General features: G+C 59.9%; 27 protein-coding genes. 14 read left to right on the top strand and 13 right to left on the bottom strand.

Translation table 11 applies throughout. From position 1 onward, the window contains the following. Positions 1-62: 62 nt before the first annotated feature. Entirely contained in the window at positions 63-737 is a 675-nt protein-coding gene (locus ACR0CG_RS09230; RefSeq protein WP_480524303.1) for a DUF2161 domain-containing phosphodiesterase, read from the bottom strand. 121 nt (positions 738-858) lie between these two features. Here ACR0CG_RS09230 and ACR0CG_RS09225 point away from each other — a divergent pair, with 121 nt between their 5' ends. The 7 genes from ACR0CG_RS09225 (at position 859) to ACR0CG_RS09195 (ending at position 7,032) form a co-directional block, all read left to right on the top strand. Continuing rightward, positions 859-1,839 (top strand): TraB/GumN family protein, encoded by a 981-nt coding sequence (locus tag ACR0CG_RS09225; protein ID WP_480524301.1) that lies wholly within the window; start codon positions 859-861, stop codon positions 1,837-1,839. 108 nt (positions 1,840-1,947) lie between these two features. Then, the gene (locus tag ACR0CG_RS09220) at positions 1,948-2,868 is read left to right on the top strand and encodes a manganese-dependent inorganic pyrophosphatase (protein WP_480524300.1); all 921 of its coding nucleotides are present in this window, start codon (positions 1,948-1,950) and stop codon (positions 2,866-2,868) included. 239 nt (positions 2,869-3,107) lie between these two features. Then, on the top strand, positions 3,108-3,983 hold the full coding sequence (locus ACR0CG_RS09215; protein ID WP_480524298.1) for a TIGR01459 family HAD-type hydrolase: 876 nt from the start codon (positions 3,108-3,110) through the stop codon (positions 3,981-3,983). A gap of 100 nt (positions 3,984-4,083) precedes the next feature. After that, on the top strand, positions 4,084-4,527 hold the full coding sequence (locus ACR0CG_RS09210) for a MaoC family dehydratase (RefSeq protein WP_170614757.1): 444 nt from the start codon (positions 4,084-4,086) through the stop codon (positions 4,525-4,527). A gap of 68 nt (positions 4,528-4,595) precedes the next feature. Then, positions 4,596-5,528 carry a bifunctional riboflavin kinase/FAD synthetase gene (locus ACR0CG_RS09205; RefSeq protein WP_480524296.1) on the top strand — a complete coding sequence of 311 codons (933 nt, stop codon included), beginning with the start codon at positions 4,596-4,598 and terminating at the stop codon, positions 5,526-5,528. Next, positions 5,525-5,998 carry a YcgN family cysteine cluster protein gene (locus ACR0CG_RS09200; RefSeq protein WP_170807905.1) on the top strand — a complete coding sequence of 158 codons (474 nt, stop codon included), beginning with the start codon at positions 5,525-5,527 and terminating at the stop codon, positions 5,996-5,998. Before ACR0CG_RS09205 ends, ACR0CG_RS09200 begins: the two co-directional genes overlap by 4 nt. After that, positions 5,998-7,032: a threonine aldolase family protein gene (locus ACR0CG_RS09195; protein WP_480524294.1), complete on the top strand. Its 1,035-nt coding sequence runs from the start codon at positions 5,998-6,000 to the stop codon at positions 7,030-7,032. Before ACR0CG_RS09200 ends, ACR0CG_RS09195 begins: the two co-directional genes overlap by 1 nt. Positions 7,033-7,067: 35 nt before the next feature. Here ACR0CG_RS09195 and ACR0CG_RS09190 read toward each other — a convergent pair whose 3' ends face one another. Further along, positions 7,068-7,892: an alpha/beta fold hydrolase gene (locus ACR0CG_RS09190; RefSeq protein WP_480524293.1), complete on the bottom strand. Its 825-nt coding sequence runs from the start codon at positions 7,890-7,892 to the stop codon at positions 7,068-7,070. A 2-nt stretch (positions 7,893-7,894) separates the two neighbouring features. After that, a complete protein-coding gene (locus ACR0CG_RS09185) occupies positions 7,895-8,491 on the bottom strand; it encodes a DsbA family protein (protein ID WP_480524291.1) in 597 nt (198 codons plus the stop codon). Positions 8,492-8,598: 107 nt separating this feature from the next. Here ACR0CG_RS09185 and ACR0CG_RS09180 point away from each other — a divergent pair, with 107 nt between their 5' ends. Further along, on the top strand, positions 8,599-9,618 hold the full coding sequence (locus ACR0CG_RS09180) for a ribose-phosphate pyrophosphokinase (protein ID WP_170614763.1): 1,020 nt from the start codon (positions 8,599-8,601) through the stop codon (positions 9,616-9,618). A gap of 67 nt (positions 9,619-9,685) precedes the next feature. Continuing rightward, the gene (gene rpiB, locus ACR0CG_RS09175) at positions 9,686-10,135 is read left to right on the top strand and encodes a ribose 5-phosphate isomerase B (protein ID WP_480524288.1); all 450 of its coding nucleotides are present in this window, start codon (positions 9,686-9,688) and stop codon (positions 10,133-10,135) included. Between the two features lie 60 nt (positions 10,136-10,195). Here rpiB and ACR0CG_RS09170 read toward each other — a convergent pair whose 3' ends face one another. From ACR0CG_RS09170 to ACR0CG_RS09140, 7 genes are all read right to left on the bottom strand, one after another. Further along, positions 10,196-10,546: an H-type lectin domain-containing protein gene (locus tag ACR0CG_RS09170; RefSeq protein WP_170614765.1), complete on the bottom strand. Its 351-nt coding sequence runs from the start codon at positions 10,544-10,546 to the stop codon at positions 10,196-10,198. Positions 10,547-10,663: 117 nt separating this feature from the next. After that, positions 10,664-11,074, bottom strand: coding sequence for a F0F1 ATP synthase subunit epsilon (locus tag ACR0CG_RS09165; RefSeq protein ID WP_170817178.1), 411 nt, complete (start codon positions 11,072-11,074; stop codon positions 10,664-10,666). 12 nt (positions 11,075-11,086) lie between these two features. Continuing rightward, on the bottom strand, positions 11,087-12,511 hold the full coding sequence (atpD, locus tag ACR0CG_RS09160; RefSeq protein WP_170614767.1) for a F0F1 ATP synthase subunit beta: 1,425 nt from the start codon (positions 12,509-12,511) through the stop codon (positions 11,087-11,089). Positions 12,512-12,529: 18 nt separating this feature from the next. After that, on the bottom strand, positions 12,530-13,408 hold the full coding sequence (locus tag ACR0CG_RS09155) for a F0F1 ATP synthase subunit gamma (RefSeq protein ID WP_170614768.1): 879 nt from the start codon (positions 13,406-13,408) through the stop codon (positions 12,530-12,532). A gap of 12 nt (positions 13,409-13,420) precedes the next feature. Further along, positions 13,421-14,959, bottom strand: coding sequence for a F0F1 ATP synthase subunit alpha (gene atpA, locus ACR0CG_RS09150; protein WP_170614769.1), 1,539 nt, complete (start codon positions 14,957-14,959; stop codon positions 13,421-13,423). Continuing rightward, positions 14,960-15,520, bottom strand: a complete 561-nt coding sequence (locus tag ACR0CG_RS09145; RefSeq protein ID WP_480524285.1) for a F0F1 ATP synthase subunit delta — start codon at positions 15,518-15,520, stop codon at positions 14,960-14,962. A gap of 313 nt (positions 15,521-15,833) precedes the next feature. Then, on the bottom strand, positions 15,834-16,568 hold the full coding sequence (locus ACR0CG_RS09140; protein WP_170807897.1) for a class I SAM-dependent methyltransferase: 735 nt from the start codon (positions 16,566-16,568) through the stop codon (positions 15,834-15,836). 61 nt (positions 16,569-16,629) lie between these two features. Here ACR0CG_RS09140 and gloB point away from each other — a divergent pair, with 61 nt between their 5' ends. The 3 genes from gloB to ACR0CG_RS09125 all read left to right on the top strand — a co-directional run bounded on the left by gloB (position 16,630) and on the right by ACR0CG_RS09125 (position 20,583). Beyond that, complete coding sequence (gene gloB / locus ACR0CG_RS09135) at positions 16,630-17,397, top strand: hydroxyacylglutathione hydrolase (RefSeq protein WP_480524283.1); 768 nt, start codon at positions 16,630-16,632, stop codon at positions 17,395-17,397. Positions 17,398-17,571: 174 nt separating this feature from the next. Further along, complete coding sequence (clpA, locus tag ACR0CG_RS09130) at positions 17,572-19,896, top strand: ATP-dependent Clp protease ATP-binding subunit ClpA (protein WP_480524281.1); 2,325 nt, start codon at positions 17,572-17,574, stop codon at positions 19,894-19,896. 78 nt (positions 19,897-19,974) lie between these two features. Continuing rightward, entirely contained in the window at positions 19,975-20,583 is a 609-nt protein-coding gene (locus ACR0CG_RS09125) for a DJ-1/PfpI family protein (protein WP_480524279.1), read from the top strand. A 10-nt stretch (positions 20,584-20,593) separates the two neighbouring features. On the opposite strand, the gene ACR0CG_RS09120 is transcribed toward ACR0CG_RS09125, so the two are convergent. From ACR0CG_RS09120 to ACR0CG_RS09110, 3 genes are all read right to left on the bottom strand, one after another. Further along, positions 20,594-22,273, bottom strand: coding sequence for a peptidoglycan -binding protein (locus ACR0CG_RS09120; RefSeq protein WP_480524277.1), 1,680 nt, complete (start codon positions 22,271-22,273; stop codon positions 20,594-20,596). 3 nt (positions 22,274-22,276) lie between these two features. Next, complete coding sequence (locus tag ACR0CG_RS09115) at positions 22,277-23,455, bottom strand: biopolymer transporter ExbB (protein WP_170619555.1); 1,179 nt, start codon at positions 23,453-23,455, stop codon at positions 22,277-22,279. Between the two features lie 69 nt (positions 23,456-23,524). Beyond that, positions 23,525-24,055 carry a gamma-glutamylcyclotransferase gene (locus ACR0CG_RS09110; RefSeq protein ID WP_480524275.1) on the bottom strand — a complete coding sequence of 177 codons (531 nt, stop codon included), beginning with the start codon at positions 24,053-24,055 and terminating at the stop codon, positions 23,525-23,527. 67 nt (positions 24,056-24,122) lie between these two features. On the opposite strand from ACR0CG_RS09110, the gene ACR0CG_RS09105 reads away from it, so the two are divergent. Together ACR0CG_RS09105 and ACR0CG_RS09100 are read left to right on the top strand one after the other, a co-directional pair. Then, on the top strand, positions 24,123-25,124 hold the full coding sequence (locus ACR0CG_RS09105; RefSeq protein WP_480524273.1) for a DUF2125 domain-containing protein: 1,002 nt from the start codon (positions 24,123-24,125) through the stop codon (positions 25,122-25,124). Positions 25,125-25,182: 58 nt separating this feature from the next. Next, entirely contained in the window at positions 25,183-26,025 is an 843-nt protein-coding gene (locus tag ACR0CG_RS09100) for an FkbM family methyltransferase (protein ID WP_480524272.1), read from the top strand.

Here is a 26,025-nt window from a genome sequence, read left to right as displayed (position 1 = left end):
CCGAGTCAACAAGATGTGAGAAACTTTTTGCGTCCGGGATTCCAGCGGGGCCGTTTCGGGCTTCAGTCCTGCTGTTCCCAGCTGTAGGCCCAGTGCTTCAGCCCCTCGGATCCACAGGCCGACAATTGGTAGACCCCCTTTTCGACTTTTTCGAACCAGCCATAGTGATTGTCGCGCATGATGCGCGTCGCCCCGGTAACTCCGGTTGCGCTGGCCACGTCAGATCCCTTGGTCGCGCCGCATTCCGCCAGATATGCTGCACATTTCAGGGCGTCTTGGCGGTACCCGGTCACGATTCCATGCCGCGTGGCCCCGCCCGCATTCGGGTCGCCCTGCAGCCGGTCGAATTCCCGCAACAACCGCGCGGCCCTTACCTTGTTCTTGCGGGGCGCGTAAGGCCCCGGGTCGCAATGCACCTCGGCCCGGCCGTCTTCCCGGACGGTGATCAGGCCCAAACCCAGCCTACGGCACAAGGACAGGTTATCCCTCAGCGCCCGCCTTGCGGTCCGGCCCTTGGGTTTACGCACGCCGACATAGACCTGATCGGTCACTTTCAGGCGCGTGATCGCCTGATGAAACAGGGCCAGCGAAAACCCCAGCTTCAGTTCGACAATGACCGGATCATCGCCGTCGCGCGCGGCAACGATATCGGCTGCGCCGACCTCGCCCTTGACGGTGTATCCCTGACGCTCAAGCAACGCCTTGATCGGCGGGTAAAGGTCCTGTTCGCGCTTCATCTCACCATGCTAGGCTATTCGGCCGGGATTGCCAGACGTTGCCAGCCCCTTCAGCTTGCGCCCCGCCGAAAGGAAAGGCAATGTCGCGCCCGATAGGATAGCCGTCAAACCGGGGAAAACGATGCGCCTTCTGATATTTCTGTTGTGCCTGATCTTGCCTGCCAGCCTTCACGCCGCTTGCGAAGGCCGCGACCTGAGGGCGGACATGACACCCGAGATGGCGACCCGCCTTGAACACGCCTTGGACGGCATCCTCTTTCCCGAAGGCAACCACTGGGTTGCTGTCAGGGGCGACACGGTGTTGCATCTGATCGGAACCCTGCACGTCAATGACCCGCGCATGTCCGCCGTGGTCGAGCGGCTGGAACCACTCCTGAAAGACGCCGACGCCTTTTTCTTTGAAACCTCGCAGGCCGAGATGAAAGCGTTCGAGCAGGCTCTGGCCAAGGACCCCAGCCCTTTGCTGATCACATCGGGGCCGACTCTGATTGATCTGATGCCGGCCGAGGATTGGGCCGCCCTGTCAGCCACCTTGGCCAAACGCGGCATTCCCGCCTGGACCGCCGCCAAGTTGCGCCCCTGGTTTTTGAGCCTGACATTGGGCGTGCCATCCTGCGTGGCACAGACCCCGGACGGAGACCGCGGCATGGATGCACGCCTGTCCGAACTCGCCGATACTCACGGTATCCCGCAGCATTCGCTGGAACAGGTCGAAGATGTCATTGCGATGTTCGAAAGCCATCCGATCGAAGAACAGGCCCAGTCACTGGCCCGGCTTGCCGGCGCGCTGGAGGCCAGCGAAGACCAGCTGGCCACGATGACCAACGCCTATCTGGAAGAAAAACATGCCGAAATCATCCAGCTTTCCTTGCTGCAGGGGTTCGACGCATCAGATCTGACGCAGGAAGAATTTGATGCCGAATGGAAGGCGTTCGAGCAGCAATTGCTGATCCAGCGCAACGACAACTGGCTGAAGCACATTCTGGAACTGAAGAACCAAACGGCCGTCATCGCCGTGGGTGCGGGGCATCTGGCCGGTAAGCAGGGGTTGTTGCATCAATTACAGCTTGCAGGTTTCACGCTGACCCGCGCGCCCTTCTGATCTGACAGTCAGGTTTGACGAACAGTCGCATCTGGCGCACAGCCGGGTGACAAGCCTGTCTGTCCACCCTATAAGGCCCGCAAAATCCCATTTCTGCAGGACACTGACATGACAATCCAGGTTTTCGGCCACAAGTCCCCCGACACTGACTCGACCGGCTCGCCCATTCTGTGGGCCTGGTATCTGAACGAAATCCAGGGCGAGAAAGCTGAGCCTGTGCTGCTGGGTGAGCCTAATACCGAAGCCGCCTTCATGCTGCGCCACTGGGATCTGCCGAAACCGCGGATCATCGATGACGTGAGTGAGGGCGCTCCGGTCGTCATCGTCGACACCAACAACCCCGCCGAGCTGCCTGCCGGTATCAACGGCGCCGATATCCGCGCCATCATCGACCACCACAAGCTGGTCGGCGGCCTGGAAACCAAAGGCCCGATCGACATTACCGTCCGCCCGCTGGCCTGTACCGCAACCATCATGATCGACCTGATCGGGGATGACGCGGCCAGGATGCCTGACGCCATCAAAGGCGCGGCGCTGACTTGCATCCTGTCCGATACGCTGGAGTTCCGCTCGCCGACCACGACCCCGCGCGATCGTGCGGTCGCGGAAAAGCTCGCCGCAGAACTTGAGTTGGATATTGCGGAATACGCTGCCGACATGTTCGCCGCGAAGTCGGACGTTTCGTCCTTTTCCGACGCGGAACTGATCCGCATGGACAGCAAGGAATACGAAGTCGACGGCACCAAATTCCGCGTCTCGGTTCTAGAAACCACCGCGCCCGGTGTTGTTCTGGACCGCAAGGACAGCCTGGCAGGCTCGATGGCGGATGTCGCCAGGGAAGATGGTGTGGATCAGGTTCTGCTGTTCGTTGTGGACATCCTGAACGAAGAAGCCACCCTGTTGGTTCCGAACGATCTGGTCAAATCCGTTGCCGAAAAAAGCTTTGGCGCCTCGGTCGACGGCGATGCCGTGGTTTTGCCCGGCATCATGAGCCGCAAGAAACAGATCATCCCGAACCTCAAGGTCTAACACCGAACTCTTTACAGAAAGTTAGGCACCCCTATCGGGCACCTTTTTTTTGCGAGGCTCTGCCTCGCGCTCCGGGATATTTTTGGCCAGATGAAGTTTGGATCCCCTGCTTCATCTGGCTGAAAGTATCCTGGGGGAGACGCCCGAAAGGCGGCGGGGGCAAAGCCCCTACTGGCCAAACCGGTATTCCTCTGCCATAGGCTTTGATGACTTTCCCACCGCGTCAACAGGGGCCTGACATGACACAGATCATCCAATCGCTTGACGAGGTTTCCGACCGCTACAAAGCTCTGTTCGTCGACCTGTGGGGCTGCGTGCACAATGGCATTACAGCCTTCCCCGAAGCAGTTGCTGCGCTGCAATCTTACCGCGCGTCGGGTGGTTTGGTGGTTCTGGTCACAAACTCACCAAAACCCCGTGCCGGTGTGGCAGTGCAACTGACGCAGTTCAACGTACCGGCCGACGCCTATGACACTATCGCCACCAGTGGCGACTCGGCCCGGTCAGCCATGTTCCGGGGCACGGTTGGCCAGAAAGTCTATTTCATGGGCGAATGGGAGCGTGACGAAGGGTTCTTTGAACCACTCAAGCTGTTGCATCACCCAATCCAGATCGAACGGGTGCCGCTGGATGAAGCCGAAGGAATTGTTTGCTGCGGCCCGTTCGACCCCATGGCGGACCCGGCGGTCAACCGGGCCGATTTTCTGTACGCCAAACAAAAAGGGCTGAAGCTGCTCTGCGCAAACCCCGACATAGTCGTTGATCGTGGTGAAGTACGGGAATGGTGTGCAGGGGCTCTGGCCCGCCTTTACACCGAAATGGGCGGTGAGAGCCTTTATTTTGGCAAGCCTCATCCGCCGATTTATGATCTGGCCCGGCGCAGGCTGCAGGAACTGGGCGCAGACATTGCCGATGCCGATATTCTGGCAATCGGTGACGGTCCACATACGGACATCGCCGGCGGTATGGGGGAAGGGATTGATTCCCTGTTCATATCCGGCGGTCTGGCTGCATCCGAGACAAAAACATCATACCAGCCTGACCCGGATGCGCTAAACAGCTATATTGAAAAAGAAAAAATAAATCCAACCTATTCGATCGGCCGTCTGAGGTAGTAAATAGGGCTTGATTTTCTGCACTTGCGAAGTAATAAAGTTGCCAATCGATGGCTACGGGCGGTTTTTTATTTCTCCGCCAACTGCAAGTGAGGGCAACATGTTGGACAATCTTCCGCGCGGAACGATCTGTATCGAAGACATTGAAATGGGCATGAGCCGCCACCTGCGCAAAGTGGTGACGGACGAGGACATCGAGATGTTTGCCCAGGTGTCGACCGACCGGAACCCGGTTCATCTGGACGACGATTATGCCCGCGACACGATTTTCGAAGGGCGCATCGCGCATGGGATGCTGACGGCCGGCCTGATTTCGGCGGTAATCGGTGAGCAGCTGCCCGGTCACGGTACCGTATACATGGGCCAGTCGCTGAAGTTTCTGGCTCCGGTCCGCCCCGGCGACATGGTTTATGCCGAGGTCAAGGTCATCGACATCGACTTCTCGAAGCGGCGCGTCAAGCTGGACTGCCATTGTTCTGTCGAAGGCAAAAAGGTTTTGGTTGGCGAAGCCATGGTTCTGGCCCCCTCGCGGAAATTCGACTGAGGCGAACTCTGTCTGATCTGCTATCGGCAGGTCTTGAACCCGCCTCTCAGTCCCGCTAGGCAGACGCCATGCGCATCATCCGGGATTTTCAGTTTGTCGAGCCTCAGGACCGGGGCGCCAGCGTGGCGATCGGGAATTTTGACGGCGTTCATATCGGCCATCAGTCGGTCATCGAACTGGCGCGCAAAGCCGCGCCGGATGCGCCCTTGGGTGTCATGACGTTCGAGCCGCATCCGCGCGAGTTTTTCGCGCCGGACAGCCCCCCCTTTCGGCTGATGCGCGGCAACAGCAGAGCGCATCGGCTGGAAAAGCTGGGGGTGCAGAAGTTGTATGAGCTGCCCTTCAACAGTGCGCTGGCCGGCCTGACCCCCGAGGAATTCGCGCGCGATGTCATTTGCAAAGGCCTGGGTCTGGCACATGTGGTGGTGGGGGCCGATTTCTGTTTTGGCAAGGGACGCAGCGGCACAGCCGATGACATGGTCCGGTTTGGCCGGGACATGGGGTTTGGTGTCACCATCGCGCCGCTGAAAGAACGGTCCGAGCATGTGGTCTCATCCACCGCGATCCGACAGGCGCTGAGTGACGGGCGTCCCCTCGACGCCGCCTCGATGCTGGGTCACTGGCACCGGATCGAAGGCGAGGTCATCGGCGGGGAACAACGCGGGCGCGAACTGGGTTTTCCGACGGCCAACATGTCCATCGAAGGGTTGCATCCGCCGAAATTCGGCGTCTACGCGGTGCTGGTTGACGTTCTGGATGGACCCAATCAGGGCAGCTATCGCGGTGCCGCATCTGTTGGGACGCGCCCGATGTTCAATGGCGCAGTGCCGAATATTGAGACCTTTCTGTTCGACTTTTCGGGCGATCTTTACGGGGCCACATTGTCGGTGGGGCTGGTGGACTATCTGCGCCCGGAGATGACGTTTGAGAGGCTGGACGGGCTGGTCGCGCAGATGGATGCGGATTGTGCCCGTGCCCGCGAGATTCTGGCGGGACAATGAAAAAAGACCCGATCGAACGCGGTGGCCTGCCGCATCGCTTTTGGGAGCGTAAGCCCCTGCGTCGCCTGAACGAGCGCGAATGGGAGGCCCTGTGTGATGGCTGCGGTAAATGCTGCCTGAACAAGCTGGAAGATGAAGACACGGGCGAGGTCGCCCTGACCTGCGTCGCCTGCCGCCTGCTGGACGACGAAAGCTGCCGCTGCACGCAATACGACATCCGCCATCAGTTCGTGCCGGAATGCATCGTGATGACCCCGGACAATATTGACGATCACGCCTATTGGCTGCCGCAGACCTGTGCCTACCGGCTGCTGTGGGAAGGCAAGCCCTTGTATGACTGGCACCCCTTGATATCGGGGACGCCGGACAGCGTTCATGCGGCCGGGGTTTCCGTTCAGGGGCGCACCGTTTCCGAATTCGAGACCCCTCTGGAAGAGTGGGAAGACCATATTATCGAGGAGCCCGTCTGATGTTTTTCGCCTCTGACAATTCCGGACCAGTCCATCCTGAAGTGCTGACCGCGCTGAGTGAAGCCAATGATGGCTATCAGATGGCGTATGGCGCCGACACGCTGATGAACGAGGTGCGCGACCGGATCCGGGGCGTCTTCGAGGCGCCGGGCGCGGCGGTATACCTGGTGGCGACAGGCACGGCTGCAAACTCGCTGGCGCTGGCGACACTGGCGAACCCTTGGGACACCGTCTTTTGCTCGCCCGTCGCCCACATTCACGAGGATGAGTGCAACGCGCCCGAGTTCTACAGCGGCGCCAAGCTGACGCTGGTGCCCGGCGGCGACAAGATGCAGCCAGAGGCATTGCGCAGCAGCATTCTGGGCGAGGAGACCCGCGGCGTACATGGTCCGCAGCGCGGTCCTGTTTCGATCACTCAGGTGACCGAGCGCGGGTCTGTCTATTCGCTCGCCGAATTGCAGGGGCTGTGCGGTGTGGCACGGGAATACGGCCTGCCGGTGCATCTGGACGGGGCACGGTTCGCCAATGCTCTGGTCGCGCTCAACTGTTCCCCTGCCGAAATGACGTGGAAAGCCGGGGTGGACGCCGTAAGCTTTGGCGGCACCAAGAACGGGCTGATGGGTGTCGAGGCTGTCGTTTTCTTTGACGAAAGCAAAGCCTGGGAATTTGAGTTGCGCCGCAAGCGGGGCGCGCATCTGTTTTCCAAACACCGCTATCTGTCCGCGCAGATGGCGGCCTATCTGCGGGATGATCTGTGGCTGCGCGCAGCCCGGCAGGCGAACGCGAATTGCGCAAGGCTGGCGGCAGGATTGCGGGCGGCCGGTTCGGATTTCCTGCACGAGCCGCAAGCCAATATCGTTTTCGCCCGTTTCCCGAGGCACCTGCATCGTCGATTGCACGAAAAGGGCGCGGTCTATCACATGTGGGGTGATGAACTGGACGGGGCGGACGAAGACGAAATGCTGGCCTGCCGCCTTGTCTGCGACTGGTCCATCAGTGCGGAACAGATCGACCGGTTTCTGGCCCTTTTCTGACGGTTGTCGGGGGCGTCGCCCCCGCCGCAGCAAATTCAAACGGAAGAAGCCAACGGAATTCGGAAGAACTCCGACAGGCTGCGCGCCGTCTCTTTTGGATGGGAAATCGGCAGCATGTGCCCTGCCTCCGGGATGATTTCGGTGGTTGCCGCAGGCAGACGGCGTTGCAGGCTGTTGCATATTGCGGGGATGACCGGGTGCGTCAGCGATCCGCTGAGGATCCGGACCGGCATCTGGGCGCGTTCCAGTTTTTCCGGTTGCAACAGGCCCGCACCGTCCTCGGATAGGGCATTGTTGGAGGCCGGGACTACATGCACCCCGCGAATCATTGCGGCGCGGGTACGGTCCGGCAGATCCGCCCAGCGGGGGCTGTCCTGTGTGCTCCACATGCGGTTGAACAGGCGGGCTGCCTGCGATGCGTTGCCTGTGGCGAGCGCGGAAACAAAGGGTTCTGCATCTCGCTCATGCTGATCGTAGAGGTCCGGGGCATCCAGCTTTGCCAGGGCAAAAAAGACCGGCTCAATCAGAATAGCGCGGCGCACGAGGTCGGGGTGTTCGACCGCTAGGCGCAACGCGATCATCGCACCAAAGGAGTGGCCGATCACATCCATCGGTTTTTGCAGCTGGCTGGCCGCCAGTTCGGTCATCCGGTCAAAAAAGTCGCCCCGCCCGTCCCAATCGGGGCTGCGGCCGTGTGACAGCATGTCCGGCGCAATCATGCTTGCCTGCCCGCCCAGCGCAGCTGCAAGGCCCGACCAGGCGCCGGAATGGGCAATGGTGCAGTGCAGGGCGAGCATCTGATGCGCGCCCTTGCCCAATGTTCGCACAAAGACTTCTTGCGGCACAGTACGGCCTGTCATGCCTACAGCGTCGCCAGGTGCCGGTCCAGTTCGTCCAGCCTGTCCTGCCCCCAGAACCTCTGGTCATCCGGGGTGATATAGAACGGCGCGCCGAACACGCCGCGATCGACGGCCTCTTCAAGATTGGCGGCGTAGGTTTCCGCACCCACAAGCAGGCCGCTGTCGGCAAGTCCGGGATCGAACCCGGCCTTTGACAGGCAATCGCGGATCACATCATCCTGAGCGATGTCCTTTTCCTCGGCCCAGCAGGCACGCAGGATTGAATGGCAAAGCTGCCCGACATCGCCGGACCCGTCCTGAACGGCGGCGATCACGGCGTAGGATGAGGGGGCCATATTCGTTGGCCAGTGCGCGGGTTGCAGGTTGAATTCCATTCCCAGATTTCTGGACTGGCGCAGCAATTCCTGAGCCCGGTATTCGATGCGAGAGATGTGCCGATCCTTCGGCGGAACCCCACCAGTGCGCGAGAACAGAGCGATAATGTCCAACGGCTTGTAGTTGATCGTCGCACCGTGCTTTGCCGCGATCTCTTCCAGCCGGGTTCCGGCCAGATAGGAATAGGGCGAGAGTGTCGCAAAATAGTAGTCAATCTGGGTCATGTGCACTTTCTCCGCTGCGTTACCTTTGCGGAACGGTAAGGCCATGCTAAGCGGTGTCAACATCACGAATCTGTCACATTGCCATTGCTGCCCGGGGACCTCAGCCGATGCCGACACTTCACGAACCCAAGCTAATCGCTGGGAACGCCAACCTTCCGCTTGCCAAAACCATAGCCCGCCGCATGAGCCTTTACCGCGGCGTCGATCAGGGGCTGGTCGATGCGCGGGTCGAACGGTTCAACGATGGCGAGATCTTCGTCGAAGTGTTCGAGAATGTGCGCGGCGAGGATATGTTCATCATCCAGCCGACCTCGAACCCGGCCAATGACAACCTGATGGAACTTCTGATCATCGCTGACGCCCTGCGTCGGTCGTCGGCCCAGCGGATCACTGCCGTGATCCCCTATTTCGGTTATGCCCGTCAGGACCGCCGCACAAAGGCGCGTACGCCGATCTCTGCCAAGCTGGTCGCCAACATGCTGACCGGCGCCGGAATCGAGCGGGTCCTGACCATGGACCTGCACGCGGCCCAGATTCAGGGTTTCTTCGATATTCCGGTGGACAACCTCTATGCCTCGCCGATCTTTGCCCTGGATGTGAAACACCAGTTCAAGGACAGCCTGGATGAAATCATGGTGGTGTCGCCCGACGTCGGCGGCGTAGCCCGTGCGCGCGAACTGGCCAAACGGATCAACGCCCCCCTGTCGATCGTGGACAAACGCCGCGAGAAAGCCGGTGAAGTGGCCGAGATGACCGTAATCGGCGACGTCAAGGACAAGATCTGCCTGATCGTGGACGACATGTGCGACACTGCCGGTACGCTTTGCAAAGCGGCGCAGGTGCTGCTGGATAACGGCGCGAAAGAGGTTCACTCGTACATCACCCACGGCGTCATGAGCGGCCCGGCGGTCGAACGTGTGACCAACTCGGTCATGAAGTCGCTGGTTCTGACCGACACGATCCAGCCCACCGACGCAATCGCCAAGGCCAAGAACATCCGGATTGTCCCGACGGCACCGATCTTTACCCAGGCGATCCTGAACATCTGGAACGGCACAAGTGTTTCTTCGCTGTTCGAAGACAAGACACTGACACCAATCTACGAATCCCTGTATCAGATGAACTGACAGGAAAGGGGCGCCTGGACAGGGCCCGCCTTTCTTACACGCGCATCTCAGAACGGACAGCCTTTTCATGACTGACAACAAACGCGTCGCCCTTTCCAGTGACCATGCCGCCATCGCACTGCGCCAGGCAATCGCCGCACATATCGCGGACGCCGGGTGGGAGGTCGTGGATATCGGCCCGACCACCCCGGAAAGCACACATTATCCCCTGCATGGCAAGGCCGCTGCCGAGCGCGTCGCCTCGGGCGATTGTGCTCTTGGCATCCTGTTGTGTGGCACCGGTCAGGGCATCATGATGGCGGCAAACAAGGTTCCGGGCATCCGCTGCGGTGTGTGTTCCGACACATTCTCGGCCCGGATGATCCGGCAGCACAATGATGCCAACATGCTGTCCGTGGGCGCGCGCGTCATTGGCGAAGGTCAGGCGCTGGATATCGTGGACGCGTTTTTGGGGGCCGCGTTCGAAGGTGGCCGCCACGCAACACGCGTGGACATGATCGAAGGCACCGACGCGTAAGAAACGGGCTTCAGGTGAGCATTTGACGACAAGAGCGCGGCTTCCGTTCTGAAGGTGCGCTCAGGATATATGCCAGTCATCCTCGTGCGGCACCTCGCCAATCGCGGTCCACGAGGCGCGGATGCGGGCAACGCGCGTATCCGACCAGGTGCGGAAGACGGCGCAGAACCCTTCGGGCGTAATGTTCTCGGCCTTGATTTCGGCGCGCAGCGCCGAGGACGTGTCCACATCCCACAGCGAAATGCCGATCTGTACCATCGGCGCCGAGCGAAACGGTTGGCTGAATGCGACGGTCGTCCGGCGTTCCCGCGCCCCCTCACCTGTCCACATTTCACCGCCATTGGCAAAATCGGAAAACAACAGGGCCTCGCCTTGATCAATGCCAATCGGATGGGTTTGAAAAGTTTTCATTCTGTCGTCGTTGTTCTTGAATTCCCGCAACTTATTCCGGCAATCGGGCAAAAGCACGACAAAAAAACGGCCCCGCAAACGCGAGGCCGTTCTAATTCATAAGCGATCAAGCCCGCGTTACAGGCTCATATGCGTTCCAAGCGCTTCCATGTCGGCCAGCAGTTTGGCCGCGTCGTCGACGATGGTCTGATCGTCGCCACCTTTTGCCGCTTCGTGCGACTCGCGGGCCTCGGCGATCAGATCGTCGATATGCGCACGGGTCACTTCTGAAACCGGAATGGCCTTTTCGGCCAGAACCGACAAGCTGTCGCCGTTGATCTGGGCAAACCCGCCGGTGACCAGATATTCACTGGACCCTTCGGGCGCCTCAACCTTCAGCAGACCGGGGCGCAGTGTGGTGATGGTGGGGGCATGATCGGGCATTGCCGTCATGTCTCCGTCCGCGCCGGGAATCTGGACCGCCGTCACCGCGAGCGAAGCAAGGCTCCGCTCGGGGCTGACGAGGTCGAATTGCATCGTGTTTGCCATCAGGGTTTCTCCTTAGGCAGCCGCTGCAGCCATCTTCTCGGCTTTGGCGATCACGTCTTCGATGCCGCCGACCATCAGGAAGGCCGCTTCGGGCAGGTGATCGTATTCGCCGGCCACAACGGCCTTGAACGACGAGATGGTGACATCAAGTGGAACCTGAACACCCGGAGAACCGGTGAAGACTTCGGCCACGTCGAACGGCTGCGACAGGAAGCGCTCGATCTTGCGGGCACGGGCCACGGTCAGTTTGTCCTCTTCCGACAGTTCGTCCATGCCGAGGATGGCGATGATGTCCTGCAGCGACTTGTAGCGCTGGAGAATCTGCTGAACGTCGGTCGCAACCTTGTAGTGCTCTTCACCGACGATGGCCGGGTCGAGCAGACGCGAGGTCGAGTCGAGCGGGTCAACCGCCGGGTAGATACCCTTTTCCGAGATCGCCCGGTTAAGAACGGTGGTCGCATCCAGGTGCGCAAACGAAGTTGCCGGCGCGGGGTCGGTAAGGTCGTCCGCTGGCACGTAGATCGCCTGAACCGAGGTGATCGAACCAGCTTTGGTCGAGGTGATGCGTTCCTGCAGGGCACCCATGTCGGTCGCCAGTGTCGGCTGATACCCCACCGCCGAAGGAATACGGCCCAGCAGAGCCGAAACCTCGGAACCCGCCTGCGTAAAGCGGAAGATGTTGTCGACGAAGAACAGAACGTCGGTACCGGACTGGTCGCGGAACTGCTCGGCCAGGGTCAGACCGGTCAGAGCAACACGCGCACGCGCTCCCGGAGGTTCGTTCATCTGACCGTAAACCAGGGCCACTTGGCTTTCCGACAGGTTGTCGGGCTTGATCACGTTCGATTCGATCATCTCGTGGTACAGGTCGTTCCCTTCACGGGTCCGTTCACCAACTCCCGCGAACACCGAGAAGCCCGAGTGCACTTTTGCGATGTTGTTGATCAGTTCCATGATCAGAACGGTCTTGCCAACGCCGGCGCCGCCGAACAGGCCGATTTTACCGCCCTTTGCGTAGGGGGCCAGCAGGTCAACAACCTTGATGCCGGTGACCAGAACTTCGGATTCGGTCGACTGTTCGGCAAAGGTCGGTGCGGGCTGGTGGATCGCGCGGGCTTCTGTCGCCTCAACCGGGCCTTTCTCATCGATCGGCTCGCCGACCACGTTCAGGATGCGGCCCAGAGTGGCGTTGCCTACGGGAACCGAGATCGGTGCGCCGGTGTCGGTCACTTCTTCGCCACGGACCAGACCTTCGGTCGCGTCCATCGCGATGGTGCGGACAGTGTTTTCACCCAGGTGCTGAGCAACTTCCAACACCAGGCGCTTGCCGTTGTTGGTGGTTTCCAGCGCGTTCAGAATTTCAGGCAGCTGATCGTCGAAGTGCACGTCGACGACGGCCCCGATGATCTGTGTGACTTTGCCTTTTGCATTCGCCATGTTTCGTCTCCGGTTTTCTTACAGCGCTTCGGCGCCGGAAATAATTTCAATCAGCTCGTTGGTGATCACGGCCTGACGCGAGCGGTTGAACTGGATCGTCAGCTTGTCGATCATTTCACCCGCGTTACGTGTCGCGTTGTCCATCGCGGACATCCGTGCACCCTGTTCGGACGCTCCGTTTTCGAGCAGAGCCGAGAAGATCGCGGTCGCAACCCCCTTGGGCAGCAAGTCGGCCAGAATGGCCTCTTCGCTGGGCTCGTAGTCGAAAATGGCACCGCTGTCGTCACCTGCCGCTTCGTCCTCGAACGAGGCGGGAATGACCTGCTGTGCCGTCGGGATCTGGGTCACAACGTTGACGAACTTCGAGTAGAAGATCGTGGCAACGTCGAACTCTCCCCCGTCGAAACGAGACAGGACGTCCTTGGCGATGTCTTGCGCGTTGGAATATCCCAGACGCTTGACCTCGCTCAGGTCGATATGTCCAACGAACAGATCGCCAAAATCACGCTTGAGCGCGTCGCGGCCTTTCTTGCCGACGGTCAGAACTTTGACCGTCTTGCCATTCAGGCGCAGCTCTTCCGCCTTTTGACGGGCCAGCTTGGCGATGTTCGAGTTGAAGCCGCCACACAGGCCGCGTTCAGCTGTCATCACAACCAGCAGATGGACATCATCACTGCCCGTACCACGGAGCAGCTTGGGGGCGCTGTCGCTGCCCCCGACCGAAGCCGCCAGCCCCGCCATCACGGCATTGAACCGCTCGGCATAGGGGCGCGAGGCTTCGGCAGATTCCTGGGCGCGGCGCAGTTTTGCTGCCGCGACCATCTGCATGGCCTTGGTGATCTTGCGGGTCGATTTGACCGACTCGATCCGGTTTTTAAGGTCCTTCAGACTAGGCATCGGAACCCCCTATCAAGCGAAGGTTGCGGCGTATTCGTCGATCGCTGCCTTGATCTTGTCGGACGCGTCGCCTTTGACCTTCGGATCTTCGTCGGTGATCCACTTCAGCAGGTCGGCGTGCTTGCCGCGCAGGTGCGCCAGAAGACCGGCCTCGTAGCGGCCAACATCCGATACGTCGATCTTGTCGAGGTAGCCGTTGGTGCCTGCGAAGATGACGCAGACGATTTCCGCGTTGGTCAGCGGCGAGTACTGCGGCTGTTTCATCAGCTCAGTCAGACGCGCACCACGGTTCAGCAGCTGCTGAGTTGCGGCGTCAAGGTCGGAACCGAACTGCGCGAACGCAGCCATTTCGCGGTACTGGGCCAGTTCCAGCTTAACCGGACCGGCAACCGATTTCATCGCGTTGGTCTGGGCCGACGAGCCCACACGCGAAACCGACAGACCGGTGTTCACGGCAGGACGGATGCCCTGGTAGAACAATTCGGTTTCCAGGAAGATCTGGCCGTCGGTGATCGAGATCACGTTGGTCGGAATAAACGCCGAAACGTCACCACCCTGAGTTTCGATAACCGGCAGAGCGGTCAGCGAGCCCGCACCGAAATCTTCGTTCAGCTTCGCCGAACGTTCCAGCAGGCGGGAGTGGAGGTAGAAAACGTCACCAGGATAGGCTTCACGTCCGGGCGGACGGCGCAGCAGCAGCGACATCTGACGATAAGACACGGCCTGTTTCGACAGGTCATCATAGATGATCAGCGCGTGACGGCCGTTGTCACGGAAGTACTCGGCCATCGCGGTGGCGGCGTAAGGCGCCAGGAACTGCATCGGTGCCGGGTCGGACGCTGTTGCGGCCACCACGATCGAGTATTCGATGGCGCCGGACTCTTCCAGTTTCTTCACCAGCTGCGCAACGGTCGAACGCTTTTGGCCAATCGCAACGTAAACGCAATACAGCTTCTTCGACTCGTCGTCGCCTGCTGCGTCGTTGTAGACTTTCTGGTTCAGGATGGTGTCCAGAGCAACGGCGGTTTTGCCGGTCTGACGGTCACCAATGATCAGCTCACGCTGGCCGCGGCCGATCGGGATCATCGCGTCAACCGATTTCAGACCGGTTGCCATCGGCTCGTGCACCGATTTACGCGGGATGATGCCGGGGGCTTTCACGTCTGCAACGCCGCGCTTGGAAGCGTTGATCGGGCCTTTACCGTCCAGCGGGTTGCCCAGACCGTCCACAACACGGCCCAGCAGTTCGTCACCGATCGGAACGTCCACGATCGAGTTGGTGCGCTTGACGGTGTCACCTTCTTTGATGTCACGGTCGGAACCGAAGATAACGACACCAACGTTGTCGCTTTCCAGGTTCAGCGCCATGCCCATGATGCCACCGGGGAATTCGACCATCTCACCGGCTTGCACGTTGTCCAGGCCGTATACACGGGCAATCCCGTCACCGACGCTCAGCACGCGGCCGATCTCGGCCACTTCGGCTTCCTGACCAAAATTCTTGATCTGGTCCTTCAGGATTGCAGAAATCTCTGCAGCTTGGATTCCCATTTATCCGACCTCTTTCATTGCATTCTGTAGGGAGTTCAGCTTCGAACGGATCGAACTGTCGATCATTTTCGAGCCCACTTTAACGACAAGACCGCCGATGAGGGTTTCATCAACAGTCGCATTGATTGTCACGGTCTTGCCCACACGCTCGGACAGCGTCTTGGACAGTTTTTCCATTTGCGTCTTGGTCAGCGCCTTGGCCGAGGCGACATCGGCGGTCACTTCGCCGCGCTCGTCCGCCAGCATGTCGCGCAGAACCTGCACCAGCTGCGGCACAACGAACAGGCGACGCTTTTGCGCCATCAGACCCAGCGTGTTCTGCAGGATGGAGTTCAGCCCCATCTTGGCGGCAATTGCGGTAATTGCGCCTTCCTGTTCGGCGCGTGAAACCAGAGGCGAGGCGATCAGGTCGCGCAAATCGGCGCTTTCGCCCAAAGCTGCTGCCAGATCATTGATGCCGGTTTCCAGACCTGCGAGGTCATTATTCTCTTTGGCAATCTCGAAGATTGCGGTGGCATAGCGCTCGGCGATGCCTGTGGAAATCGAAGCTGGTTCGGACACGTCCACCCTTCCGATATTTTGGGCCCCGAATTCGCGTGCGGCAGCTACCCCGGGGGCGTGAAGAAACCCCGTCCTTGTAGGGCGGGGATCAAAATCACCGGGGATGTAGCAGAGGTGTTCCAACCTCGCAATATAGTATAGTGATTACGATGTTATCCACAAATTGTTTTATTTCATGCACTTACGCAAAGTGCGACCCTTTGGACACGTCTGAAGGGGTGAAAAATGTTACCAAATTGCAGCTTTTGGCGATTCCTGTGGCCTATTTCCCTCAGATTTGGGCACCAGACATGGGTGTCCATCACCTGTTCTGTCAGGCCGGCTTGAGCAGGCCGTCCAGCGCCTTGATCGGGCGTTTGACCGCATCTTTGGTCACGGTGCCACTTGGCGGCCGGATAAGCTTGGTCGCCTCGACCATGAGAACGCCGCCCGCCATAATTGTCGGCAGACGTTGCCCCGTCTTTTCGATCAGATTGCCGGATTTCAACCAGAACCGTCGATAGGATGGCGGCATGTAAAGAGCCGAGCAATGCGTTTCCGGAACGAAATGATGGGCCTTGAGCTGGGATTCCAGCTGCGATGCGGAATACGGGCGACCAAATCCAAACGGCGTCCGGTCGGACCGCGACCACAGACCCGCCCTGTTGGGTACGACAAACAGGATACGCCCCCCCGGCCCCAACACGCGCCAACATTCCTCCAGCAACTGGGTGGGCCGCTCAGAGGTTTCCAGACCGTGCATAACCACCAGCTTGTCCACATGACCGGTTTCGATGGGCCAAAGCGTCTCTTCGGTCAGGACCGAGACGTTGGGCATTCCTGCGGGCCAGGGCATCACACCCTGCGGGCCGGGCATCAGCCCGATCACACGCCGCGCATCCTTCAGATAGGGGCGCAACAAGGGCACGGCGAATCCAAACCCGACAACAGTCTGCCCCTTGGCTTCGGGCCACAGCTCGACCATTCGACCACGGATCGCCGCCTGCGCGGCACGTCCCAAAGTGCTGCGGTAGTAGAAATTCCTCAGATCCTGCACATCAAGATGCATTGCGGACACCCGGTCAATCGGCTTAGCTGTCGGCAGTCTAGCAACGAAAGGGCAAAAGGCCATGCCTCTTGAGATCGTCACCATCCCATGCCTCAGCGACAATTACGCCTTTCTGGCGCATGATGCGGCCAGTGGCCAGACCGCATTGATCGACGCGCCTGAATCTGGACCGATCCTGGCCGCGCTTGAGGCCCGCGGCTGGAAACTGTCTCATGTCCTGCTGACCCATCACCACTGGGATCACGTAGATGGTCTGGCCGGAATCCTCGAACATCACCCTGCCAAAGTGATCGGAGCCGCCGCTGACGCCCACCGCCTGCCGCCTCTGGATTTGCAGGTGCGCGAAGGCGATACTTTCGAAATCGGCGGCGAACCCGTTCATGTGCTGGACGTCTCGGGCCATACGATCGGACATATCGCGTTTTACATGCCGGAGAGCACGGCTGTGTTCACCGCAGACAGCCTGATGGCCTTGGGCTGCGGCCGTCTGTTCGAAGGCACACCTGCGCAAATGTGGGCTTCGCTTGGAAAACTGGCCGCCCTGCCCGACGAGACGATCGTCTGTTCCGGCCACGAATACACACAATCCAATGCAAAGTTCGCGATCACTGTCGATCCGGACAACGCGGCGCTGCAGCAGCGCATGCAGGATATCGACCGCGCAAGGGCTGCCGGCGAGCCAACCGTTCCGTCGACTCTGGCGCTTGAGAAGGCCACAAATCCGTTTCTGCGGGCCACGGATCCGGGGATCAAGACTCAACTGGGGATGGAAAATGCCGATCCTGTATCGGTATTTGCCGAAATTCGGGCTAGAAAAGACCGGTTTTAGGACCTATTTGCCCCACGTCTCGGTCACGGTCACACGAAATGTGACTGTCAAGAGCAAGAAAACCCTTGAAGCCGCGCCACGATCAACCAAACTCTAATAGTATGAGGACATGGTTGGGATGGGGATCCGACCTTTAATGCGCCCCCTTCTGACCCAAGACAGAGGAGCACCCGCGTGCCTTCATTCTCGAGCACATTAGAACAAGCCATTCACGCGGCCCTGGCTGCGGCGAACGAACGGCGACATGAATTCGCAACGCTGGAGCATCTGCTGCTGGCGCTGCTGGAAGAACCCGATGCGGTGCGCGTGATGAAGGCGTGCAGCGTCGATCTGGATGAGTTGCGCAGCACCCTTGTCGAGTTCATCGACGAGGATCTGTCAAATCTGGTAACGGATATTGACGGATCCGAGGCGGTGCCGACCGCAGCCTTCCAGCGTGTCATCCAGCGCGCGGCGATTCACGTTCAAAGCTCTGGCCGGACCGAAGTCACCGGGGCCAACGTTCTGGTCGCCATCTTCGCCGAACGCGAAAGCAACGCGGCCTATTTCCTGCAGGAGCAGGACATGACCCGCTATGACGCGGTGAACTTCATCGCACATGGCGTGGCCAAGGATCCTGCCTATGGTGAAAACCGTCCCGTTTCCGGCGCGGATCAGGTTGAGGAAGAGGTTCAGTCTAGCGCGGGTGAAGGCGAACAAAAAGAAAGCGCGCTGGGCAAGTATTGCGTCGATCTGAACGCCAAGTCGCGGGCCGGAGATGTCGATCCGCTGATCGGGCGCGCAGATGAGGTCGAACGCTGCATCCAGGTGCTGTGCCGCCGTCGCAAGAACAACCCGCTGCTGGTGGGTGATCCGGGTGTAGGCAAAACCGCCATCGCCGAGGGTCTGGCGCATAAGATCGTCGCGGGTGAAGCTCCGGATGTTCTGGCCAACACCACGATCTACTCGCTCGACATGGGTGCGTTGCTGGCCGGAACCCGATACCGCGGTGATTTCGAGGAGCGTCTCAAGGCTGTCGTGACCGAGTTGGAAGACCATCCTGACGCGGTCTTGTTCATCGACGAGATTCACACCGTGATCGGTGCCGGCGCCACTTCGGGCGGCGCGATGGACGCGTCGAACCTGCTGAAACCTGCACTGCAGGGCGGCAAGCTGCGTACCATGGGCTCGACCACGTACAAGGAATTCCGCCAGCATTTCGAAAAGGACCGCGCGCTGAGCCGCAGGTTCCAGAAAATCGACGTGAATGAGCCTTCGGTCGAGGACAGCGTGAAAATCCTGCGCGGCCTAAAGCCCTATTTTGAGAAGCATCACGAGATCAAATACACCGCTGATGCGATCAAAACCGCTGTGGAACTGTCGGCGCGCTATATCAATGACCGCAAACTGCCCGACAAGGCGATCGACGTGATCGACGAGGCCGGTGCGGCCCAGCATCTGGTCGCGGAAAGCAAACGCCGCAAGACCATCGGTGTGAAAGAGATCGAAGCGGTGGTCGCCAAGATCGCCCGCATTCCGCCCAAGAACGTCACCAAGGATGATGCCGAGGTTCTCAAAGACCTGGAAGCTTCGCTGAAACGGGTGGTGTTTGGTCAGGACGAAGCCATCGAGGCGCTGTCCAGCGCGATCAAACTGGCACGCGCGGGTTTGCGTGAGCCTGAAAAGCCAATCGGCAATTACCTGTTCGCCGGCCCGACCGGTGTGGGTAAAACCGAGGTTGCGAAACAGCTGGCCGATACGCTGGGTGTGGAACTGCTGCGGTTCGACATGTCCGAATACATGGAGAAACACGCGGTTTCCCGTCTGATCGGTGCGCCTCCGGGGTATGTCGGGTTCGACCAGGGCGGTCTGTTGACCGACGGCGTCGACCAGCATCCACATTGCGTCCTGCTGCTGGACGAGATCGAGAAAGCGCACCCGGACGTGTTCAACATCCTGTTGCAGGTGATGGACCACGGTGAGCTGACCGATCACAACGGCCGCACGGTGAACTTCCGCAACGTGGTCTTGATCATGACCTCGAACGCGGGCGCGCAGGAACAGGCCAAGGCCGCCATCGGCTTTGCCCGTGATCGCCGCGAGGGCGAGGACACCGCCGCAATCGAGCGCATGTTCACGCCGGAATTCCGCAACCGTCTGGACGCGGTGATATCGTTCGCGCCGCTGCCGAAAGAGGTCATCCTGCAGGTGGTCGAGAAGTTCGTCCTGCAGCTTGAGGCGCAGCTTTTGGATCGCGGCGTCTCGATCGATCTGACCCCCAACGCAGCCGAATGGCTGGCCGACAAGGGTTATGACGACAAGATGGGTGCCCGCCCGTTGGGACGGGTTATTCAGGAGCACATCAAGAAACCACTGGCCGAGGAACTGCTGTTCGGAAAACTCGCCAAGGGCGGTGTGGTCCGCGTATCCGTCAAGGACGGCGAGCTGGATCTGGAAATCCTCGGCCCCGATCAGCCGCGTATTCCGGGCGACAAACCTCCGCTGCTGACGGCAGATTAACCCGAAGAATGAAACGACAGCCATCGCCTGCCAACCCAAATTGGCAGGCGATTTTCGTTCAAAGGACAGGAGACAGGGATGCGCAAAATCGGCGCTTTGATTTTTCCCGGGTTTGAGTTGCTGGATGTGTTCGGCCCGATGGAGATGTTCGGCTTGCTCTCCGATGAATTCACCCTGGAGCTTGTGGCGGAAACCAGTGGACCGGTTGAAAGCAATCAAAAACTGAAGGCTTTTGCCGACACGACGATCGACGCAGCGCAGGGCTATGACATTCTTTTTGTGCCGGGCGGAGCTGGCACCCGCAAGGAAGTCAACAACTCACGCTTGTTGGATTGGATTGCGGACGGTTCGGATAAGGCGGAATTCACCTTGAGCGTATGCACTGGCAGCGCCCTTCTTGCCAGGGCCGGAGTATTGGACAACCGACGCGCCACGACCAACAAGGCGGCCTATTCGTGGGTCTGCGCGCAAGGACCCGACGTCGAGTGGGTTCCCCAGGCCAGATGGGTTGAAGACGGGCCATTCCTGACCTCATCCGGCGTTTCCGCCGGAATGGATATGGCTCTGGGCGCCATTGCCCTGATGCACGGAACGGATGTAGCCGAAAAGGTGTCGGTCTGGTGTGAGTATACCTGGCACAAGGACAAGACCCGCGATCCGTTTGCCCGCGTGCATGGGCTGACGTGATGTAAAGGGATCAGCGCTCGGTCAGTTTCAGCTCGATCCGCCGGTTCTGGGCGCGGGCTTCGGGCGTATCTGACGGATTGACGGGCTGGAATTCACCAAAGCCATTTGCGGCAAGCCGGTCTGGCGGGATGCCCAGCGCGTCGACCATGTAGCGAACAACGGACAAGGCGCGCCCCTGGCTGAGTTCCCAGTTGTCCTGATACCGCCCTGTCCCGGCCAGCGGTACGTTGTCGGTGTGCCCGTCCACCCGAATGACCCAATTCAAACCTTCAGGGATTTCCGCCGCCACGCTGCGCAGGATATTGGCCACCTTGGCGACCTCCAATTGCCCTTCCGGGGAAAGGACGGCCGAGCCGGTGTCGAAAAGAACCTCGGACGAGAACACGAACCGGTCGCCTTCGATCCGTACGCCTTCCTGATCCCCAAGAACCTCGCGCAGGCGCCCGAAAAACTCGGACCGGTACCGTTGCAGATCTTCGGCCTGCGCCGCCAGCTGCTGGTTCTGACCCGACAGCGCTTCGGCTTCGGCCTCAAGCCGTATCCGCTCGGCCTCTTCCAGCAAGCGGCGACGGCGTTCTTCCGAGGCCGCCCGCGCCAAGGCGGCGTTCAGGTCCTGCCCCAGTGTCTGGATGCGAATGTTGGCCGATGCGTTACGCTCTTCGTAGTCATCCAGCAGGGCCTGCAACGATCCAAGCTGCCCGCGCAGTGCAGCCATCTGTTGATTCAAAAGCGCCGTTTGCCGCTGCGCTTCTGCAGAGATTTCTTTTTCATCCGCAATCGTATTGCGTGCCACTGCCAGCAATGTTGCCCGCTCTTCTGCCAGTGTCTTCTGCGCCTCGGCATCCGCTTGCGCCTGGGTCTGCGCGGCCAGGGCGGCCTTGAGTTGCGCCTTCAATTCTTCCGGATCCAGATCGCCAAAGCGACGCTCCAGCTCGGCCTTGGCCGCCTGCGCCGCGGCGAGCAGGGTCAGAGTATCCTCGGCGTCCTTGCGCTGCGCCTCAAGTGCCAGGGTCATCGCCGTCAGCTCCGCATCGGCGTCCTGAAGACGGTTGCGCAGGTTTTCGGCGGCGGCGGCTTCGGCCAATTTCGCAGCCTCTTCCGCGCTCAGTGTTTCTTCAAGCTCAGCGATCCGGCTGCTTTGGGTTGCCTCGTTCGCCTCCAGGTCAGCAACGAGCGCTTCCAACGCTTCACGGCGGGCGGCAGCCAAACGGGCAGCGTCGGCCTGCGCGTCGATTTCGGCCCGGCGTTGGGCTAGCGCAAGGTTCAGGGCCTCCTGTTCGCTCAGCAATTCCTCGCGCTGGGATTGAAGATCAGCAATCGCCCCGCGCGCCTGTTCCTGATCGACCAGCAGAGCCGCGACCTGAGCCTCGAAATCCGTGATCCGGGTCTGCGCCTGTGACAAGTCATCTTCGGCCTGCGTCAAGGTCGCGTTGAGCGCGCCCAGACGGGCCTGCAAACGACTGTTTTCACGCTCTTCCAGCCCCAGTGCGCCCGCCAAAGCGGCGACTTCGTCGGACAGGGCGGTCAGCTCATCCTCCTGCCCCGAAATAGTCTCGCGCAGGACGAATTGCACCACCATGAAGATGGTCAGAACGAAAGTCAGAACCATCAGCAGCCCGGTCATCGCATCCACAAAGCCCGGCCAGACCGAACCCTGGAAACGTTGACCTGTGCGGCGGGACAGAGCCATGGTTTACTCGCCTTCCGGTGTGCTGCGCACGGCGCCCTTGGGCAGGGTCAGCGCCCTGACAAGCAATTCGATATCCTTGCGCATCTCGTTCATGCTTTCCTGACGGCCAGCCGAGATTTCCTCGAGGATACGCAGCAGCTGTACGTCCATCGACCGCAGGCGCATCCGGCTTTCGGCGTCGATCCCGTCGCCGGCGCCATGTTCGCGCATGTGATCCAGCAGCGCGTCCTGACCAAGGGCCACGCGTTCCAAAGCAGATGTCACACCTTCGGTTTCAGACTGCCGCTGGTTCATGTCCCCGATGGTTCGAACCAGCTGACCCATCTTGGCCGAAAGGTCGGCGCGGTCAGCTTCCTGCGCGGAAAACAAATCCTGCAGCGCGTTCATCTGTTCGGACATCGCATCCAGAACCGGCGTCAGAACCGCGATTTCTGCGCCGCCTTCTTCACTTGCCGCGAACCCGACGCGGGTGATCGATGACAGCCATTCCTCAAGCTCGCGGTAGAACCGGTTTTGGCCGTGCCCGGCAAAGAGTTCCAGCAGGCCAACGATCAAGGAGCCAGCCAACCCCAGCAGCGAGGATCCAAATGCGACGCCCATACCCTGCAACTGCGCCTCGAGCCCGGTCATCAGACGGTTGAACACCGCCAGCCCTTCTTCGCCTTCCTGCGGGTTCAGGCTGCGGATGGTGTCGACAATGGCCGGAACGGTGGTGGCAAGGCCAAAGAATGTACCCAGAAGGCCAAGGTAAATTAGGACGTTGGTGATATAGCGTGTGATCTCACGCTCTTCCTCGACCCGTTCGGCGACGGAATCCAGAATTGACCGGGTTGAACTGGAACTGATCTGCGACCGCGCACCGCGTTCGCGCAGCAGCGAGGCGAGCGGTGCCAACAGCTGCGGTGTCCGGGCATCCTCGCGCACGACACCGCCGACAAATGCCTCGATCCAGCGGACGGAGCCGATCAGCTGCCCCACCTGATAGAAACAGGCCAGAACGCCGATGACGAAAACAAGCAGAATGAACCCGTTCAGATAGGGGTTCGCCTGAAACACCGGCAGCACGTATGGCAGCGCCATGAACACACCCAGCCCTGACAGGCCAATCGCGATCAACATCATCACGATCTGTCGGATGGGATGCGAGAAATGGGGTCTCGCGCCCTGATGTGCCTGCGCCATGCGCGTCATTCCCGGTTTTTGCCTGCTCTGCGCTGAAACTAGCGAACTTCCGCCGGTGACGCCAAGGGTTTATGCGGTAATGCTGCGCACCCGTTGCGACAACCACTCAAGATCGGGATCGCGCAGACCGATCTCGGCCAGATGTTCGGTCGTATTGTACAGATATTCGGTGTTCGGACCGCGCCCGCCCACGGCATGGGCGATAATCTGAGCCTGTTCTTCCAAGGGCATGCCGCCGCAATACTGCACGTGGGCCCCGTCGATCACATAGGTCACGGCATTCACCACCGTACCGCAGTCCAGATGCACATCCAGCATCTTCTCGACATAGGCCGAGGAAATCAGCTCGCGCTCGCGCAGTTCGTGCAGGGTGCGTTCCTCGTGCCCCGTTTCGACCGCCAGTGCCAGACCCTTGCAATGGGCGTCGGTCTGCTCGTCCAGCGCCAGCACCAGACCCGGGTGGTCCTCGGTGCCGCGGTGGTGGATGGAACTCATGCAGAAAGAGCGTGCGTATCCGTGCAAGGTTGCGCGTTCGCTGCGCGCCACCGGAAACCCAGGATTCCACAGCAGCGATCCATATCCGAAAACCCACATCGTCATTACACTGGTCCTTGCCCGTTTGCGCCTATAAACATCAAATCCGACGCAGGAAAAAGGGCCATTTGTCATGCGCCGTCTGATACGAGTACTCATATTTGTTGCCGTCGCCTGGAGTGCCTATTGGTTCATCGCCGGTTATGGGCTGCGCAGTGCGATCACCGCCTGGTTCGACAAGCAACAGGAACTGGGTTGGCAGGCCGATTTTTCCGAAGTCGCAACAGCGGGTTACCCGACGCATCACGTGACCCGGCTGAACAACCCGGGGCTGGCCGATCCGGTCAACGGCACCGCCTGGAGCGCCGACTGGATCGAGTTCGAAAGCCCTGCGATCTGGCCCGGTCGGCAGGTGCTGCGGTTTGCGGATACGCCCCAACGGCTGTCCTATTTCGACCAGACGGCGACCGTTCAGGCAACGGATTTGCAGGCAGAACTGCAATTGCAGCCGGGTGTCGCACTTGTTCTGGAAAAGATGGCCCTGACTGCGGACAAGTGGATTGTCGCTGGCGAAGCTGCTGCGGTGGCCGGTGGTGAAACCCTTGATCTGCTTATGGAGCAGTCTGGCCAGCCTGAAGCATACAAGGTCAGCGCCCGGATCGACGGCTTTCGCCCCGGCATGGATCTGCGCGACCTCATGCGGTCGGCCACATCGCTGCCGCAGGCATTTGAAACGCTGGCGATGGACATGACCGTCACCTTTGACAAGTCCTGGGACCGTTCTGCGCTTGAGGAAAGCAGGCCACAGCCGGTAGCCATCGATCTGAGGCTGGCGGAAGTCAGATGGGGTGAGTTGCGCCTGTTTGCTGCTGGCGAGCTGGATGTTGACGCGCAGGGCATTCCAACCGGCGAAATCGCCATCAAGGCCGAAAACTGGCGCGACATGATCGCCATGGCCAACGCCGCCGGTGCCTTGCCGGATCAGGCGGTTGATCCGGTCACGCGGGCGCTGAACTTTATGGCCGGTTTGGGCGGAAATCCGAATGCGCTGGACCTACAGCTCAATTTCCGCGACGGATTCGTAGCACTGGGCCCGTTGCCCCTTGGACCGGCACCCCGGTTGATATTGCGGTGATGCCCGGCGATACCTTGGGCAGACACGAAACAGAATTCAGCGCTTACGGGAACGGTCAATGGGACTAAGAACACTCATTTCCAATCGGATTTCGAACTGGGCGCTGGGACACAAGAAGATCAGGCGCGAACTGCTGCGGCAGTTGTGGAAAGATGACGTTCTGTTCTTTCGCAATTTCGACGATCACAGCCTAGTCTATTACCCTCATGACGTCATCGGAGAACACCTGACGAAATTCGGTGAGTTCAGTCGCGAACCGGTGCGTGAACTGGCCGAATATCTGACCCGTTCGGGCCAGCCCCCGGAAGGCGGTTCCGTGCTTGAGGTCGGTGCAAATATCGGTACACACACAGTTTATTTCTTCAGGGATCTGCACTGCAACTCGGTTGTTGCGATCGAACCCGACCCCGAAAACCACGAATTGCTGTGCCGGAACGTTCAGATCAACGACCTGAACGATAAAGTGACCATTCTGCGCGTTGGCGCATCTGACAAAACCGGGCAGTTGCCCTTCGTCACCAGTGAACTGAACCGTGGAGGTTCGAAAATCGGAGAGGCGCAGGATAATGCGATCATGGTGGAGGTGACCACCGTTGATTCACTGCTTGCGTCCCAGGCGCAATCGCTTCAGGATCTTCGTCTGATCTGGATCGACGTCGAAGGGCATGAATTGCAGGTGCTGCAAGGCGCGCTGCGAACCCTGGGCGAAATCAAACCCCCGGTCTATCTGGAATACACCCCCAATCCGGATGCGTCTGAAAACGAAAAGCTGCGGGATATTCTGTTTGAGTCCTATGATCACGTCGTTGATTTTGCGAACGGTCAAACTGTTCTGACCCGGGACAGTTTCAATCACATCCACGCACAGACCGATCTGCTGGCACTGAATCTGAAACCGTAA

Source organism: Ruegeria sp. AB8 (assembly GCF_056542605.1).
The sequence above is the reverse complement of the archived record's forward strand: the minus strand, read 5'-3'. Positions and strand labels throughout refer to the sequence as shown.